Below are 16,801 nucleotides of genomic sequence, written 5' to 3'. Positions count from 1 at the left end.
ACTATGAAAAAGATAACGTTTTTCTATTTTCTTACCCCGCTGGTTTTTATGTTTTCGTGCAAGAATACAGAAAATGATTTTGATGCTTCGGGGTCTTTTGAAGCAGTTGAAACCATTCTTTCGGCAGAAGCAAACGGCCAGATTTTGCAATTGAATGTAGAAGAAGGCCAGCAATTGGAGGCGGGGCAAAAAGTTGGTTTTATAGACAGTACGCAGCTAGCCATAAACAAAATGCAATTGCGCCAGAACGAAAAAGCCATTCTGAGCGGAAGACCTCAAATACAGATACAGACTGAAAGTTTAAAAAGACAGCTTGATAATGCCATTTTAGACCGCAACCGCACTGAAAAATTGGTAAAAGGAGGAGTAGCTTCTCAAAAACAATTGGATGATATAAATTCTAAAGTAGCTGCGTTGCAGGCGCAGATAAAGGCTCAGAAAAGTTCGCTGGAAACTACAACTGAAAACTTGACTCAACAAGGAAATACTGTTGGAGTTCAGTTAAAAGGAATTGAAGATCAATTGAGCAAAAGTGTAATCGTTAATCCAATCAAAGGAACTGTTTTAGCAAAATATGCAGAACAATACGAAATGGCTGTAATTGGAAAACCATTGTACAAAATTGCCAATCTCGAAACATTAGATTTGAGAGCTTACATTACAGGCACGCAATTGACTCAAATTAAAATCGGACAGCAGGTTAAAGTGCGCATTGACCAAGGCGAAAAGAAATACAAAGAATATCAGGGTACGATAGGTTGGATTTCAAATAAATCTGAATTTTCTCCAAAAACAATTCCGACCAAAGACGAGCGGGTCAATTTGGTTTATGCCGTAAAAGTAAGAGTGAAAAACGATGGCTATCTGAAAATTGGAATGTACGGAGAAGTGCTTTGGTCAAAATAAAACAACATTGATATGCCTGCAGTTACATTAAAAAATATTACTAAAAAGTATGGTGATTTTGTCGCTGTAGATGCGGTGTCTTTTGAAGTGCAGAAAGGAGAACTTTTCGGATTAATTGGCCCGGATGGCGCAGGGAAAACTTCCATTTTTAGAATTTTAACAACGTTGCTGCTTGCAGACGGTGGAACTGCGTCTGTTGAAGGGCATGATATTGTAAAAGGGTTTCAGGAAATTAGGAATAAAGTAGGTTATATGCCTGGGAAATTCTCCTTGTATCAGGATTTGACAGTAAAAGAAAATCTTGAGTTTTTTGCCACTATTTTCGGAACTACAATTGAAGAAAATTATGATCTGATTAAAGATATTTACGATCAGATAAAACCTTTTAACGATAGGAGAGCTGGAAAACTCTCAGGCGGGATGAAGCAAAAGCTGGCTCTATGCTGCGCTTTAATCCATAAACCTGAGATTTTATTTTTGGATGAACCTACTACAGGCGTGGATGTGGTTTCGCGAAGTGAGTTTTGGGAAATGCTTGCAAAACTTAAAAAGCAAAATATCACAATAATCGTTTCTACTCCTTATATGGACGAGGCAAAATTATGCGATCGGATTGCGCTTATTCAAAACGGAAAAATAATGACTGTTGATGAGCCGCAGCAAATTATAAAAAGCTTTCCAAAGCCGTTATTTGCAGTAAAAGCAAAGAATATTTATAAGCTTTTGCAAAATCTTAGAACCGAAAAAGAAGTTGAGGATTGCGATGCCTTTGGAGAATTTCTTCATCTTACCTTAGTGTCAGAGCAGGCAGATGCGGAAACGGTTAAAGCGATCGCACTAAAATACAATCCCGAAGATTTAGAAGTAAAAAAAATAGAGCCTACCATTGAAGACAGTTTTATTCGTCTAATGCGAGAACAGAACAATTCTAGAGAACCAAAAGAAATGCTGGATGGAAAATAAAGCTATAATTTGTAAAGACTTAACCAAACAGTTTGGAGATTTCAAAGCGGTTGATAAAATTAGCTTTGAAGTGGGCGAAGGCGAGATTTTTGGTTTTTTGGGAGCCAATGGAGCTGGAAAAACAACTGCGATGCGAATTCTCTGCGGACTTTCGTATCCGACTTCTGGAGAAGCCCATGTGGCAGGATTTGATGTTTATAAACAGCAGGAAAAAATCAAGAAGAATATTGGTTACATGAGTCAGAAGTTTTCGTTGTATGATAATCTGACCATTTTAGAAAATATCGAGTTTTTTGCTGGCGTGTATGGAGTTTCGAGGCTTGAAATTAAAGAGAGAAGCAAGGATCTTATTTTGGCTTTAGGTTTAGAAAAAGAAGCAAAAAAACTGGTAGGAGGATTGCCATTAGGATGGAAACAAAAATTGGCTTTTTCAGTTGCGGTATTTCATCGTCCTAAAATCGTTTTTTTGGATGAACCTACAGGCGGTGTCGACCCAATAACCAGACGCCAATTTTGGGAAATGATTTATCAAGCTGCTGCTGACGGAATTACGGTTTTTGTTACCACGCATTATATGGACGAAGCTGAATATTGCGACCGAATTAGTATTATGGTTGATGGGCGCATGGCAGCAATAGATTCTCCTTCGGCATTAAAAAAACGCTTCAATGCCGTTTCTATGGATGAGGTTTTTTATGAACTGGCACGAAATGCCAAAAGAACATCAGATTAGTATGAAAAGATTGCTGGCTTTTATTCGAAAAGAATTTTATCATGTTTTCAGAGACCAAAGAACGCTGCTGATTCTCTTTGGACTTCCTGTCGCACAGATCGTTCTTTTTGGCTTTGCATTGAGCAGCGAAGTCAAGAATATCGGAATTGCCATTCAGGATAATTCGCACGATATTCATACCGAAAAAATAATACAAAAAATACAGTCCAGTTCTTATTTTCATGTTGAAAATGCGATCTTGAATTACAATGACATTGAAAACAGATTTAAAGACGGAAGCATTAAATGTGCGGTTATTTTTCCTTCCAATTTTGGCTCTGATGTGCAACGTCTCGGAGGAGCAAAAATTCAAGTAATTGCAGATGCTTCAGATCCTAATACAGCAACAATAGTGACCAATTATTTAAATGCAATTATTAGAGATTATCAGCAGGAATTAAATCTGTCTGCAAAATTAAATTATCAAATAATTCCAGAATTAAGACAGCTGTATAACGAAGAGCAAAATGGCTCGCTTAATTTTATCCCAGGTGTAATTGCATTGATTTTTATGATTGTAAGCACAGCTTTGACCTCTGTTTCTGTTGTGCGCGAAAAAGAACTCGGGACGATGGAAATTTTGCTTGTATCGCCTTTTAAACCCATTATGGTTTTAATTGCAAAAGCAATTCCGTTTCTAGTGCTTTCCATAATCAACTTTATCATTATTATATTTCTTTCGGTGTATCTGCTTAATGTTGAGATCAAAGGAAGTTTTCTGCTCCTTTTTGCAGAAAGTATCTTGTTTATCATCACTTGTCTTTCTCTTGGTCTGTTGATTTCAAATGTCACCGATTCGCAACAGACAGCCATGCTTATATCGATGATGGGAATGATGGTGCCTACTTTGATACTCACTGGTTTTATGTTTCCAATTGAAAATATGCCTTGGATATTTCAAGCTATTTCTCATCTAATTCCGTCTCATTATTATTACATCATCGTAAAAGCAGTAATGCTGAAAGGTTTAGGTTTTTCTTATATCTGGAAAGAAACGCTTATTCTTGCCGGAATGACAATTGTATTGCTGACAGTGTCTTTGAAAAAATTTAAAATCAGATTGTCATGAAAGTGCTTCGTTTTATATTACAGAAAGAATTCCGCCAGATATTTAGAGACAAAACCATATTGGCCATGATGTTTTTTGTGCCTACCATACAGCTCATCATTTTACCGCTGGCCGCGAATTTTGAAGTGAAAAGTGTAAATATTGTTTACGTAGATCATGACCATAGTTCGTATTCTCAAAAATTAATCAATAAGATAGGTTCCTCTGGATACTTTCATATTGTAGGAGCTCCTGCATCGTATTTGGAAGGCATGAAGTTTATTGAAACGGGAGATGCCGATTTAATTCTAGAAATTCCTTCTGGATTTGAACGAAACTTGGTAAGAGAAGGCAGCCAGCAAGTGAATATCGCCGCAGATGCCATTAACGGAACGAAATCCAATATAGGAAATGCTTATTTAAATGTTGTACTGGCGGATTTTAGCAATGATCTGGATATACGGTTTAAATTACCGCCTCAATTTGCTTCTGTTTCGCCTTCGATCATTACTTTAAATAGTACAAATTGGTACAACCCCAGAGCAGAATATAAATATTATATGGTTCCCGGAATTCTGGTTTTATTGCTCACATTGATTGGGGGATTCATTACAGCATTAAATATTGTAAAAGAGAAAGAAATAGGCACAATTGAACAGATTAATGTGACGCCAATTCAGAAATGGCAATTTATTTTAGGCAAACTCATTCCTTTTTGGATTGTCGGAATGATTGTGTTTACCGTTGGTCTTATTGTAATGTACTTGATTTATGGAATATTTCCGCTCGGAAGTCTTTTAGTTTTATATCTTTTTGCAGGAGTTTATCTGACCGCTTTATTAGGATTGGGACTTTTAATTTCAACATTTGCCGATACGCAATTGCAAGCCATGTTTATTGCCTTTTTCTTTATGATGATTTTTATGCTCATGAGCGGTTTCTTTACCAGTACTGACAGTATGCCGAATTGGGCAAGAACCATTTCTGAATTTACTCCTGTAACACATTTTATAAAAGTGGTTCGGCTCATCGTTTTAAAAGGAAGCGGTTTGCACGAAGTAGGACGAGAGCTGTTTTACTTGTTTATTTTTGCTATTGCATTAAATTCCTTAGCGATTTATAACTACAGAAAAACAAGTTAATAGAAAGAGATTTCAAGTGTTTTTAGGAATCTTTTTTAGTTAAATATGCATTAGAAATAGGGTGTATGTTTTTGATAGTCAAATTCTTATGTTTTTTATTTGATTATACTCGCATTAGAAAGTTTAAAAAGGGCTTGAATTATAATTAAAATACTACTTTTGCTTTTTTTTAACATGGAAATAATTACATCTTAAATGTCCCAAAATAAGTATATTTTTTTCTTTTTATTATTTATATCTCTATCTTATTCTCAAACCAAACGCGCTGTTGTTATGGTAAATGCAAGAGCTCAGAAGGATAGAATTTTAGTTCGCTGGGCTGTTAATTCTCCAGCAGAATGGCAAAAAGCAAACAAAAAAGGCTTTATAGTGACCAGAACTACAGTTTTACGTGACGGGAATGTCATATCTAAACCAGAAAAGGTTCGTCTTACCCCAAAACCATTAACTCCAGAACCGTTAGATTCTTGGATTGATTTTGTTCAGAAAGACAATAACGCAGCGATTATTGCACAATCAATTTATGGTGAAAGTTTTGAAGTAACCGACGCCAAAGAAGGCGATCTGTCAAGAATAGTCAATATGGCAGATGAATTGGACCAGCGTTATACTTTTGCGCTATATGCTGCCGATATGAGTTTTGAGGGAGCGGTAAAAGCAGGCTGGGGATACGTTGATACTGATGTTAAACCGAATGAAGTATATGCGTATCAGATAAGCGTTTTCGAAAGTCCGCAGATAAAAGAATCATCCTATATGATCGGGCTGAAAGATTATGCTGTTCTGCCGGCTCCAACCGATTTTATTGCGATTCCAGATGATAAAAAAGTGCTTCTTTCTTGGGATTATGAAACTTTCAAAAGGATTTACACCTCGTTTATGGTGGAGAAATCTTCAGACGGAATCAATTATACGCCAATATCCAATACCGCACTTGTAAACTTAAATGATAAAGACGAACATCCGTCCAAAAATATGTATTATGTGGATACGCTTAGCGTAAACGACAAAGTATATCATTATAGATTATACGGTATAACTTCGTTTGGAGAAAAAGGAGAATTTACAAAACCTATAACGGCAAAAGGAGTTGCAGCTGTAGTAACTCCGGCAAGGCTTATTGACTATAATATTATAAATTCAAATGAAGTTAATCTGGAATGGGAGTATCCCAAAGAGTCAGAAGGATTTATTCAAGGCTACGAAATTAACTTAGCCAATAATGATAGAGGCCCCTATAAAGTAGTTTCTAAAATTATTCCGCCATCAGAAAGAAAACTCAATTTTAAAGAGGGGTTATATCCATCCAACTATTTTACAATCTCGGTTGTTGGAAAAAACAATCAGAGATTAACCTCTCAAAGTATGCTTGTCCAGCCTGTCGATTCGATCCCACCAGCAAAGCCAATCGGTTTAGAAGGAGTTATTGATAGTCTTGGAACGGTTAGACTGAAATGGAAGCCAAATCTGGAAAAAGATTTGCGCGGATATCGAATATTACGTGCAAACACCGAAGGTGAGGAGTTTGTGGATATTTACCATCAATCTTACATCGGTACAGAATATAAAGACAGCGTGAGTTTAAAAATGACAAATAGTAAAGTATACTATAGAATTGCTGCGGAAGATATGCGTTTCAATGTCTCCGATCCCTCTGATATTTTGGTATTGGACAAACCAGATAAAATTCCGCCAGCAGCTCCTATTTTTAAAGATTATGATAACAAAGACGGCAAAGTTCACTTAAAATGGATCCGAAGCTATAGTGAAGACGTAGTGGGCTATAGTCTTAGAAGAAGAGAAAAAGGTCAGGAAAAATGGCTGGAAATAAAGCAGATAAATGATACCATTCAGGAATTTACAGATGATCGCGTAGAAAATAAAAAAACATATCAATATGCAATTTTGGCTAGGGATAAAAGCAATCTCTGGTCGTCATTAGATCATTCTACGATAACGGTAAGCGTCCTAAACTTTACGCCAGTAAAAGTCATTACATTTTTGCAGGGGACAGCAGACAGAGAAAATAAAAAAATAGTGCTCTCTTGGGATTATGCCAAAAACAAAGGCAAGATTTTAGGACTTAGCATTTACAAAAATGAAAAGGGTGTTCCTCCAACTTTATGGAAGGAATTAAATGGCACGGTCTTCACTTTAGAAGATAAAAATTTAAATATTAATAAAGAATACGAATATCATCTGGTTCCAAATCTAGAAAACGATAGTCCTGCAAAAACAGAGACTTTAACCGTTATATACTAAGCCTATGAAGAAATTTTACTTATTTGTTGTTTTATTGGTTTGTGGATTAGGGTACGCTCAGGCTCCACAATTAGGTGAGTATGAAGTTATTTTTAATGGCTCAGTTTATAATGATGAACACCATAATTGCGGGACTGCATACGTTACCTTAGAATTTAGCACTCCTGCAGATAATTATAAAGCCTTAGACATTACGTATTCTGATAATAGGAAGACAGACTATTATACTAATGTGAGAACTACATTTAAAGCAAATAAAGTTCTACAATCTATGTTTTTTTCTGCTTCACGATACGATAGGAAGTCCTGCAACGGAAATAGGCCTTATAATATGGGGAGACTTACAAGAGCAGATAGATTTCGTTGCTATACTGATGATTTTCAATTTAAAGAATATAGAAATATAGACAGTGACGGGGATGGACTTGGCACATCTTCATTTAACGTAAAGATTCGACCTGTTCTTGTAATCGTTGATCAAGGAATAGAAAACGATTTGCCGACGGATACTAGAGTTATTTTAACGTCTAATACAGGATTTGACAGTTCCGAATACAATTGGCAATATTCGTTTGATGAAAGTAGTTGGGTCAATATGCCACAATTTTCTGGAAGGTCAAGTTTTACGGCTAATGCAAAAGAAATTTTAGGAGACCAAGCTGGAGAATATCATGGAAAAAAAATTTATATTAGACAAGTAGCATGTGGTGGTGCTGTGTCTAATAAGGTTACTTATATTGTGCGTCAATCTGCTCCTTTAATTGATTCTCATCAAGAAGAAAAAACAAAGTGCTTTGATTCGAAGGATGGTAAATTAATCATGAAATTGAACAGACCTTTGTTTAACAACGAAAAATTAACTTTTAGTATTAGAGATTTTGATGAAGTTGAAAATAAGTGGAAGGAAGTAATGTGCTCCTCACAAGAAGGGCAAATTGCTCTTGATGGGAGTAATAGCTATGAGTTTCCGTGTGATTTTGCAAAAGGACGATATGGTCTCACACTTACGGGATTTATTAATGGTGCAAGTACAGGTTCAATATATATAGAAAAAAGCCCATATGTATTCAATATAGGCTCACCAACCCCAGTAGATTTTACCCTTGACAAAAAAGATATTAATTGTTTTGGAGGTTCTGATGGTGCAATTGATGTAACCGCAACAGGAGGAGTTGATAATGGTATTTATCAATATTCAAATGATGGAGGAGCAACTTGGGTCTCTTTTTTAAATGGAAATAAAACTACATTAAGCGACCTTGGTCTTGGGGAATATTTTTTTAAAGTTAGAAAAATAAAAGATGCTAATGACAAGATTGGCTGTATAGCAAAAACATCAGATGATAAAGAAAAAGTGCTGTCAAAAATAATTGATCAGCCAAAGGCTCCTCTTGCACTTTCGAGCCCAGTACTTCTTACGCATCCTACTTTTTATAAAGCAGAAGATGGTAAAGTTATAGTTTCAGTAACAGGCGGTTCTCTTATAAATAATAATAGTTATTCTTATGAATGGAGAAATGAAAAAAATGAAAAAATTGCTTCTGATAAATCTGAAACAAAATTTGTCGATGGCATCTTTACAATTATACTTCAAAAAGTTCCTGAGGGAACATACACACTGACTGTAACTGACAAATACAATTGTGTGTTAATACCAAAACCGGTTGGTATTTTAGACGATCCCGATCCCATTGAAATAAAACTGAAAGTTAGACAGAATATTTTTTGTAATTCAGCAAATTTGGGTGAAGAAGGATATGAAAATAAGGCTTTAGCATCCAATGGAAGTTTAGTGGCTTTGGTTACGGGAGGAAAAGCATTAAAAGCATCAGACAATAAAGGCTTACCGTATTATTTTTACTGGAAAAAGCAAGTTTCTAAGGATTTTTGGGAAGATTTAGAAGTAAACGATTCGATAGCAGCTAACCTTCCGAAAGGGACTTATTCCGTTAACGTTAAAGATGCTAACGATATTATGCATGGAACATATACCATGACTGAACAGACGCCTATAGCTGTTGAGCAGTCACTTGTAGAACCAGAGGCATTAAAAGTTGAATTTACTTCTGGAGATGTTTCTTGTTTTGAAGGTGCGAACGGATGGGCTAAGGCGAGTATAAAAGATGCAAAGTCCACCTATAAATTTACTTGGTACGGACCAGATCATAATGGCGTTGTAGGAGAAGAAATAACCAAATTAAAAGTAGGAACTTATTATGTAAATGCTGTCGATACAATTAAAGGCTGTTTTGTAAGAGATAGTATTGTCATAGATGGACCAGATGAAGAAGTAAAAATTACATATTCAACTGTTTCAACTCCTACTTTTTCAGGAGCAAGCAACGGAAAAATTGTTGCGGAGATTACAGGAGGAACACAATTTGATCCAGCAAAAAATAATGGCAGGCTGTATGATTACGAATGGAGAAATTCGGCTGACGTCAAGCAAAATGCAACTACTGAAATAGTAAATGGAGTTTACATTATTACATTAGACAATTTGCCTGCAGAGTCTTATTTTCTAACCATAACAGATAAAAATTATAATAAAGCAACTGGGCAGACGGTTAATTGCTCTATTGTAAAATCTAAAATTAAACTGACCGAACCAGATCCTTTAAAAGTAGTTTTTGAAATTGTCCAGACTATTTCGTGTAATGCGAAAAACGAGTATGGAGACAAAACAGATGTGAATCCAAAAGACGAACAGCGTGACGAATCGCAGGATGGAATTTTGGTGGCGCACGTTACAGGAGGAACAGCACTATTATCAAATAAAAATAACAAGCTTCCGTATTTTTACTATTGGAAAAAACAGCGAGACAATGGCACTTGGGAAGATTTAGCTGTACAAGATTCGATTATCTCAAACCTTTCTCATGGAAAATATGCACTTAATGTTAAAGATGCAAACGATATTATTTTAGGAACTTATTCAAATGGAAATTGGATCGCAAAAGATTCTATTCAGGTAATGGATCAGCCGCCAGTATTATCAGTAAAAATCGAAAAGGGAGATGTTTTTTGCCATGGTGGCAATGACGGTTGGGCAACCGCAACGGCTGAAGGCGGAAGCGGATCTTATACTTACGAATGGTCTAATGAATTTAAGTCCGATAAAAATACCGTTTTAAAAACCGGGACTTATTGGGTAATTGCAACAGATAAAAAAGGCTGTACGGCTTATGCCGAAGTTTTTATTGATGAGCCTAAAAAGCCGCTGGCGATTAACTATAAAGAAGTTTTTAACCCGACATTTTATAAAGCAACAAATGGAAGAATTGTAGTTGAAGTTACAGGTGGAACTATATTTAAAGACAACACCTATTGGTTTGAGTGGAAAAATAGCAAAGGAGTAATCCAGAAGACTACAACAACAAGTTTTGCAAATGATATTTATACGATTTCGTTAAATGGACTTGGAGAAGAAACGTATACCCTAACGGTTCGTGATAAAAATTATAATGAAGCAACAAATAAAACCAGCTGTACGGTGGCAAATTCCGTTACTGAATTAGAAGATCCAGATCCGCTTGAAGTTACTTTTGAAGTTATTCGTACTATTTCTTGTAACGTGAGCAATGAATTTGGAAATGAGACAGATGCTAATCCGAAAGATACCCAAAGAGACGAATCGCAAGACGGTATTTTGAAAGCTCATGTAAAAGGAGGAATTCAGCTTCCAAAAGAAAAAAATAACGGATTGCCATACTTCTACACTTGGAAGAAAAAGCAAAAAGACGGTTCTTGGACTCTTTGGAACAATACAGGAGATACGGCAGAATACCTTTCAGAAGGAACTTATGCTTTGAATGTTGAAGATGCCAACGGAATAAAACTGGGAAGCTATGTGAATAACGTTTTGGTTAAAGAAATAGATGCTGAGAAGTATATTCCGCAACCAGATCAATTAAAGTTGAGTTTTACCAAGTTTGATGTGGGCTGCACAACAGGTGATGATGGTTGGGCAGAAGCGCATGTAACAGGTGGAACTCCGCCATATACATATGAATGGACAAACGGGGCAACTACCCCAAAAATAGAAAACATTACGACCAATAATTATTTCGTAATAGTAACCGATCAAAAAGGATGTGTGGTTCAGGGAAGTATTTTTGTGGGAGACCCTAACGGAATATTTACTACAGAAACAGTAAAAAATCCTACCTGTTATCAAGGAAATGATGGATCGATCGAACTTAATGTTACTGGCGGAAACTTGCCTTATACCTATACATGGAGTACAGGCGCGACTACAAAAGATTTAAATAATCTTGCGGCAGGAAATTATGAAGTTACGATTACCTGTCCAGAATGTTGTGTCTATAAGAAAAGATTCGTTTTAAAAGATCCAGCGCCAGTTATTGTAAATATTGGAGCGGATAGAACGCTATGCATAGACCAAAGTTTAGATTTAGATGCTACGATTAAGGATCCTCAAGCAAAATACAGCTGGACTTCTACAAATGGTTTTACATCAAATGACGCAAAAATCAAGATATCAAAAGCAGGGACTTATCATGTAAAAGTGACTTCGGCTTTAGGTTGTATTGGCGAAGATGAAATCGTGATAAAAACAAGTCAGACTGCAATCAGTGCCGAATTTTTATTGAGTTCTCAGGCTTATTTAGACGAAGAAGTAATCTTGGTCAATACCAGCAGTCCTTTTGGAGAAAGTACAGACTGGGTTATTCCAAATGGAGTAAAAGTGGTAGAACAAAAAGAAAAATACATCACATTAAAGTTTAATGCAACAGGAGTATATTCTATCGGATTAAAACAGACGCAAGGCGAATGTTATGCCGTATATACCAAAAATGTTACAGTCGAACAGCGAAGCGCAATGCCAAATGAAGGTACTGCATCGAAGTTTATTACAGATTTTATGGTAACCCCAAATCCAAACAATGGAAATTTTAAGGCAATTGTAAATTTAGAAAACAATAGTGCCATAAATTTAAGATTGTTCTCATCTTCTGGACAAAACACCATGATTCAGAAACAGGAATCAGGAAAGAAAAAGTACGAAGTAGATTTTAATACTTCATTACAATCTGGTATGTACATTATTGTATTAGAAACAGAACAGCAAACATTGGTTAAAAAAATTATCGTCAATTAAAAAATGAAGAACCTTTTCCATAACATATATTTTTTTGTTCTATTCCTGCTTTTTAATGCAGCTGGATACGCGCAGTTATATCCCGTTCAGCTAACGCCAGTTTTTAATAGTCCGTATAGCGTCAAAATATCCGATTATGCCACAAGCATGGATACTAAGATGCAATTATTGATTAATCCGACAGATATTACGATATCCAATAGAAGAGTGCGTTTAAAACTGTACATACAAGGCAACGGATTGAATATTCAGACCTCAGATTATGCGCAGGAGCAAAGGCCAATCTATATAAATGGGGGAGAACTGCAAACCCTTACCAATGTTGATATTGCATCATTTTTCAGATTAGAAAACCTGCAGGGAATTACTCCAGCGCAATATGCCAATCCTTTGCCGGAGGGGATGTACAATTTCTGTTTTGAGCTGTACGATTTTGTAACCAATCAGAGAATATCGCAGAAAAGCTGTGCTAATCTGTATTTGATATTAAATGATCCGCCAATATTAAACACGCCGCAGAAAAACGAACAAATCGCCGCGACGGAGTTTCCCAATATTCTTTTTACTTGGACGCCGCGCCAGATTAATGCGACAAACGTATCGTATAAATTTGAGCTAAAACAGCTTTTGGACCCAACATTAGATCCGCAGATAGGGTTTCAAATGTCGCCAACCTTATACGAAGAAACGTTGTTTGGAACAGCTGTTCTGTACAACCTGAGCATGCCAATTCTTACGCCAGGCCTGCGTTATGCGTGGCGAGTAAGAGCCATTTCCACAACAGGACTTTCAGAAAATGCCATTTTTAAAAATGACGGGTATAGCGAGATTTATTCCTTTAAATATACCGCCTCTTGTGCTGCGCCAACCTTTTTGCTAAGCGAATCCCAAAGCTCCAAAAGCGTAAAAATCACTTGGGAAGGAGTGCCAGAACACACACGCTACCAAGTGCAGTACAAAAAACAAGGTGTTCGCAACGCGCAGTGGTTTTCATCAAATAGTTTAAACAGACAAAGTTTAATAACCAATTTAGAACCAGGAGTCACCTATGAATTTAGAGTAGGTTCAAGTTGTGATCCAGCAGAAGACGGAATCCAGTCGTTTACCTACTCCAATACAAGCACTTTTACCACGCCTACAGAAACCAGCAGCGTTCCTGCTTACAATTGTGGCATTGTGCCTCAGATCAATATTCAGAACCAAAAACCGCTTACCAATTTAATTCAGAGCGAAACGTTTAAGGCGGGCGATTTTCCTGTCACTATTTTAGAGCTGCAAGGAGAAAACAGCCCCTACTCGGGTCGTGGATATATTGTTGTGCCTTATTTGGGAGATACCAAAATTGCGGTTGAGTTTAATAGCATCGTAATCAATACCGATTATCAATTGATAAGCGGTATTGTGGAGACGAGTTATAATCCAGATTGGAAAAATATTACCGATACAGAAGATTTTGCTGGCGAAGGTGAGGGAGGACAGATTGAAGAAACTGTTCCGTTTGTAATTAAAGATATTGTGATTAACCCTAATGGTGATATCCTTGTAAATGGTGTAGACGGTGAGCAGGTAACTATTCCGGGAGGAAAAGATATCGTAATTACAGACAGCGGTGTTAAAGATGAAAAAGGAAACGTTATTGTACCTCCAAAAGTGTATAACGTAGACAGCCAAGGTAATGGCAGCAATGAAGGAGTTACAACCGCCGAAGGAGGAAAATCAACACCAGAAAATACCGATGGCGTAGATAAAAATGGTCAAGCTACTGAACTTACGGCAAAAGGTGTTACTATTGCGTTTGCCAACAATGAAGACACAAATAAAGGAGCTATAAGCAAGTACGCTTTTGATGTAATGCCAGAAGGGGCAGCTCCGGCTTTGAAAAAATTATACAAACAGGCTAGTAATGTTGCTTTGCCTTATAAAGCGGTTTTAAACGGTGATTCCGATACAATGTTGGCTACAGTAGCCCTTACTGATGCCAAAATAAATCTGGATAGCATTGTTTTTAAAACGCAGAGTGGAGCAAAAATTGACTTTAAAAGAAATGATAAAGTTTTTGTGCTAACCGTAAAAGGAAATCAAAGTTATGCCGAAGAACAGGTATTAGCCACAATAAAACAAGGCAAGAAGTGGAAAGTTATTGGTGCTTTTATGCTAGTGCATATTTCACCAAAAACGGTCAATGTTGCCTTAGTGCCTACTTATGACATTTCAAAAATTAAAGCTGATGCAATTATCTCACGTACTCAGGCAATTTATGAGAAGGTTGGAGTAAAAATTAATTTTACCAAAGAAAACGTATTAAAAATTGACAGCGTAGTTCCCGATGATGTAAAGGAAATTCAAACTGAAAAAAGTACATTAACATCAACCTATAGTCCAGAACAGCAAAGGATAAATGCATTGTATCAAGGTTCAGCTTTTAGTTATGTGTTGTTTGTTACCGATAAAGCTTCAAGCAAAAAGCAGCAGGGATATATGCGTTTGAATGGACAGTTTGGTTACGTGTTTAATTCAGCTGATGATAAAACGCCTGCACACGAGCTAGGCCACGGAATCTTTAGATTGGAGCATCCTTTCGAAACTTATAACACTTCAGAATCTAGTACCAATTTATTGATGGATTACGGCTCAGGTACTGTTTTAAACCATCTGGATTGGAAACAGATTAATGATCCTGCATTTAAATTATATGCGTTTCAGAGTCAGAGTAGTGGGGAGTTATTGAATGGATATGGACTTACTCCAGACTTTAAATTTATTACTGCAGGAAAAAGTAATATTGTTTCTACAAAAGCGAATTTGGTAAATGAAGGTATTTTGTCTGGTTTTCGTGATGAGAGCAATGTTAAATACTTGTGGAATAAAGTCAAAAATGCATATACAGTAAATGGAGAAGAAAATGGCAAAAAGTATCCTGTAGAACCTATAAAGACTTTAAAAGACAATCCAGTAATTTGGCTTATTTATAATTATTCTGAAAATTGTAAACAAATAAAATATATTCATACCAGATATGATCAAATTACTGCAATTATAGCTGAGAAAGATAAAATAGCGGCGCAAGAAAAATTAGAAACCTATATTAGGGCAATTAGCATTATAACGGCTAAAGAAGATCCTAATATTTATTCAGGATTTTTAGGTTGTGATAATGATGAAGGGGGAAAGAGTAATAATGTTTTTGCTATAAATAAATCAACATTTAGTTTGCCAGACGAGTATTCTGTTGTTGCATCTGATGAGAATGAAATTAAAGATAATATGCCGATTATAATTGACAATGATAGGCGAGGGGCAAGGATAGATAATGAGGAACAAGATCGAAGTTCAAGTACAAGTTTGTTGCCATCGAAAAAAAATAATGCAGAGGAAATTTATAAAGAAGTAGCAACCTTGTGGAATAATTATGAAAATTCAATTTATGAAACTCATTTAGCTGTTACAGATTTTGATTCTATTAATAGGGCTGCTTTTGCTAAAGAACTAAAAAAATTAGATGGTAAAAAATTATTAATGCCTTCATTAATTAAAGATAAAACATTGGAAAGGGTATCTGAAAAATTCCTTCAAGATTTTTTTGAAAATAAAATTAAAGGTTTCATGAATACTTCAACTGGACTTTATAATTTATATAATAGTGAAAATAGAATAAATTACGGAACAGCTGGTGCTACTTTACTTCATCATTTTTATCAGAAAGCAGGGGGCGACTATTATAAAATGAAGGTAATAGCTGATGCTATTTATAAAGCACAAAAAGGCAAAGAGAGTATTGATAATATGATAAAATTAATAGATCAAGTTTTTCAACATAAAATGAAAGAGGCAAAAATTGAACTTGATAATAATAAATTTTTGGATAAACCATTGGATAATGCTTGGTTTAGTAAAGGAATTGCCCAGCAAACTTTTCCTAGTTTTGAATCAGATGTTTTATTGAATATAAATTTTCAATCAGGTATGCCACAGACGAGAATTGATGAAGAAGTTTTTGGTCTACTATGTATTGGTGGAACACAGGCGGCGAAAGTAGCCGTGAAAGATTTTAAACCTATAATAGACGAAAATAGTTTAGGTTATGAAGCTACCGTAATACTACAATATTTAGATACTTTCGGTGTATCGGAAGGTGATTTTACAAAAGATTTAAAGGAAAAAGGAATATTAAATCTCAGTAGTTTTAATTATAGAGGAGGAGTAATGGCACAGTGGGTGCTTCAGCACCAATACGGGTATAAACCTTTTGATGATTATTTGACATATATTATAAAAATGAAAAAAACATGGAAAAAATAAAAGAAATATTTAAGCATTTTTATGTCTCAGAAATTCCATTCCTAATTTTATTTACTTATTTATTGGTATTTATAAAACAACCAGGAGAACTTTTTGTTTTATTTATGATTATATATCTGGTTCAATTTTCAATATATAATTTAATCTTAACGATATTATTTTATTTTTTTAATAAAACTGTATCAAAAAAAACATCGCTTATTTTCATAGTTTTATTTTCGGGCCTTTTAATATATCTATTTTGTCAGAAAAATTATTTTGAAGGGCTTTCAATTGATTATTATAAT

8 protein-coding genes are annotated in these 16,801 nt (G+C 35.6%); all 8 read left to right on the top strand.

Annotated elements, in window-relative coordinates:
• The first annotated feature begins 3 nt into the window (after positions 1-3).
• The 8 genes from N4T20_RS18740 (at position 4) to N4T20_RS18705 (ending at position 16,514) form a co-directional block, all read left to right on the top strand.
• A complete protein-coding gene (locus tag N4T20_RS18740) occupies positions 4-906 on the top strand; it encodes an HlyD family secretion protein (protein WP_260670591.1) in 903 nt (300 codons plus the stop codon).
• 12 nt (positions 907-918) lie between these two features.
• The gene (locus N4T20_RS18735; RefSeq protein WP_260670590.1) at positions 919-1,869 is read left to right on the top strand and encodes an ABC transporter ATP-binding protein; all 951 of its coding nucleotides are present in this window, start codon (positions 919-921) and stop codon (positions 1,867-1,869) included.
• Positions 1,859-2,602 (top strand): ABC transporter ATP-binding protein, encoded by a 744-nt coding sequence (locus N4T20_RS18730; RefSeq protein ID WP_260670589.1) that lies wholly within the window; start codon positions 1,859-1,861, stop codon positions 2,600-2,602. The genes N4T20_RS18735 and N4T20_RS18730 overlap by 11 nt, the downstream gene beginning before the upstream one ends.
• Position 2,603: 1 nt before the next feature.
• Positions 2,604-3,710, top strand: coding sequence for an ABC transporter permease (locus tag N4T20_RS18725; RefSeq protein ID WP_260673125.1), 1,107 nt, complete (start codon positions 2,604-2,606; stop codon positions 3,708-3,710).
• A complete protein-coding gene (locus N4T20_RS18720; RefSeq protein ID WP_260670588.1) occupies positions 3,707-4,831 on the top strand; it encodes an ABC transporter permease in 1,125 nt (374 codons plus the stop codon). Before N4T20_RS18725 ends, N4T20_RS18720 begins: the two co-directional genes overlap by 4 nt.
• A 273-nt stretch (positions 4,832-5,104) precedes the next feature.
• Positions 5,105-7,093, top strand: coding sequence for a fibronectin type III domain-containing protein (locus tag N4T20_RS18715; RefSeq protein WP_260670587.1), 1,989 nt, complete (start codon positions 5,105-5,107; stop codon positions 7,091-7,093).
• 4 nt (positions 7,094-7,097) lie between these two features.
• Positions 7,098-12,215 carry a T9SS type A sorting domain-containing protein gene (locus tag N4T20_RS18710; protein WP_260670586.1) on the top strand — a complete coding sequence of 1,706 codons (5,118 nt, stop codon included), beginning with the start codon at positions 7,098-7,100 and terminating at the stop codon, positions 12,213-12,215.
• 3 nt (positions 12,216-12,218) lie between these two features.
• On the top strand, positions 12,219-16,514 hold the full coding sequence (locus N4T20_RS18705; protein ID WP_260670585.1) for a fibronectin type III domain-containing protein: 4,296 nt from the start codon (positions 12,219-12,221) through the stop codon (positions 16,512-16,514).
• Positions 16,515-16,801 lie beyond the last annotated feature (287 nt).

The organism is Flavobacterium sp. TR2 (assembly GCF_025252405.1).
In the GTDB taxonomy this organism is placed as follows: Bacteria; Bacteroidota; Bacteroidia; order Flavobacteriales; family Flavobacteriaceae; genus Flavobacterium.
This window is presented reverse-complemented; position numbering and strand designations above follow the sequence as displayed.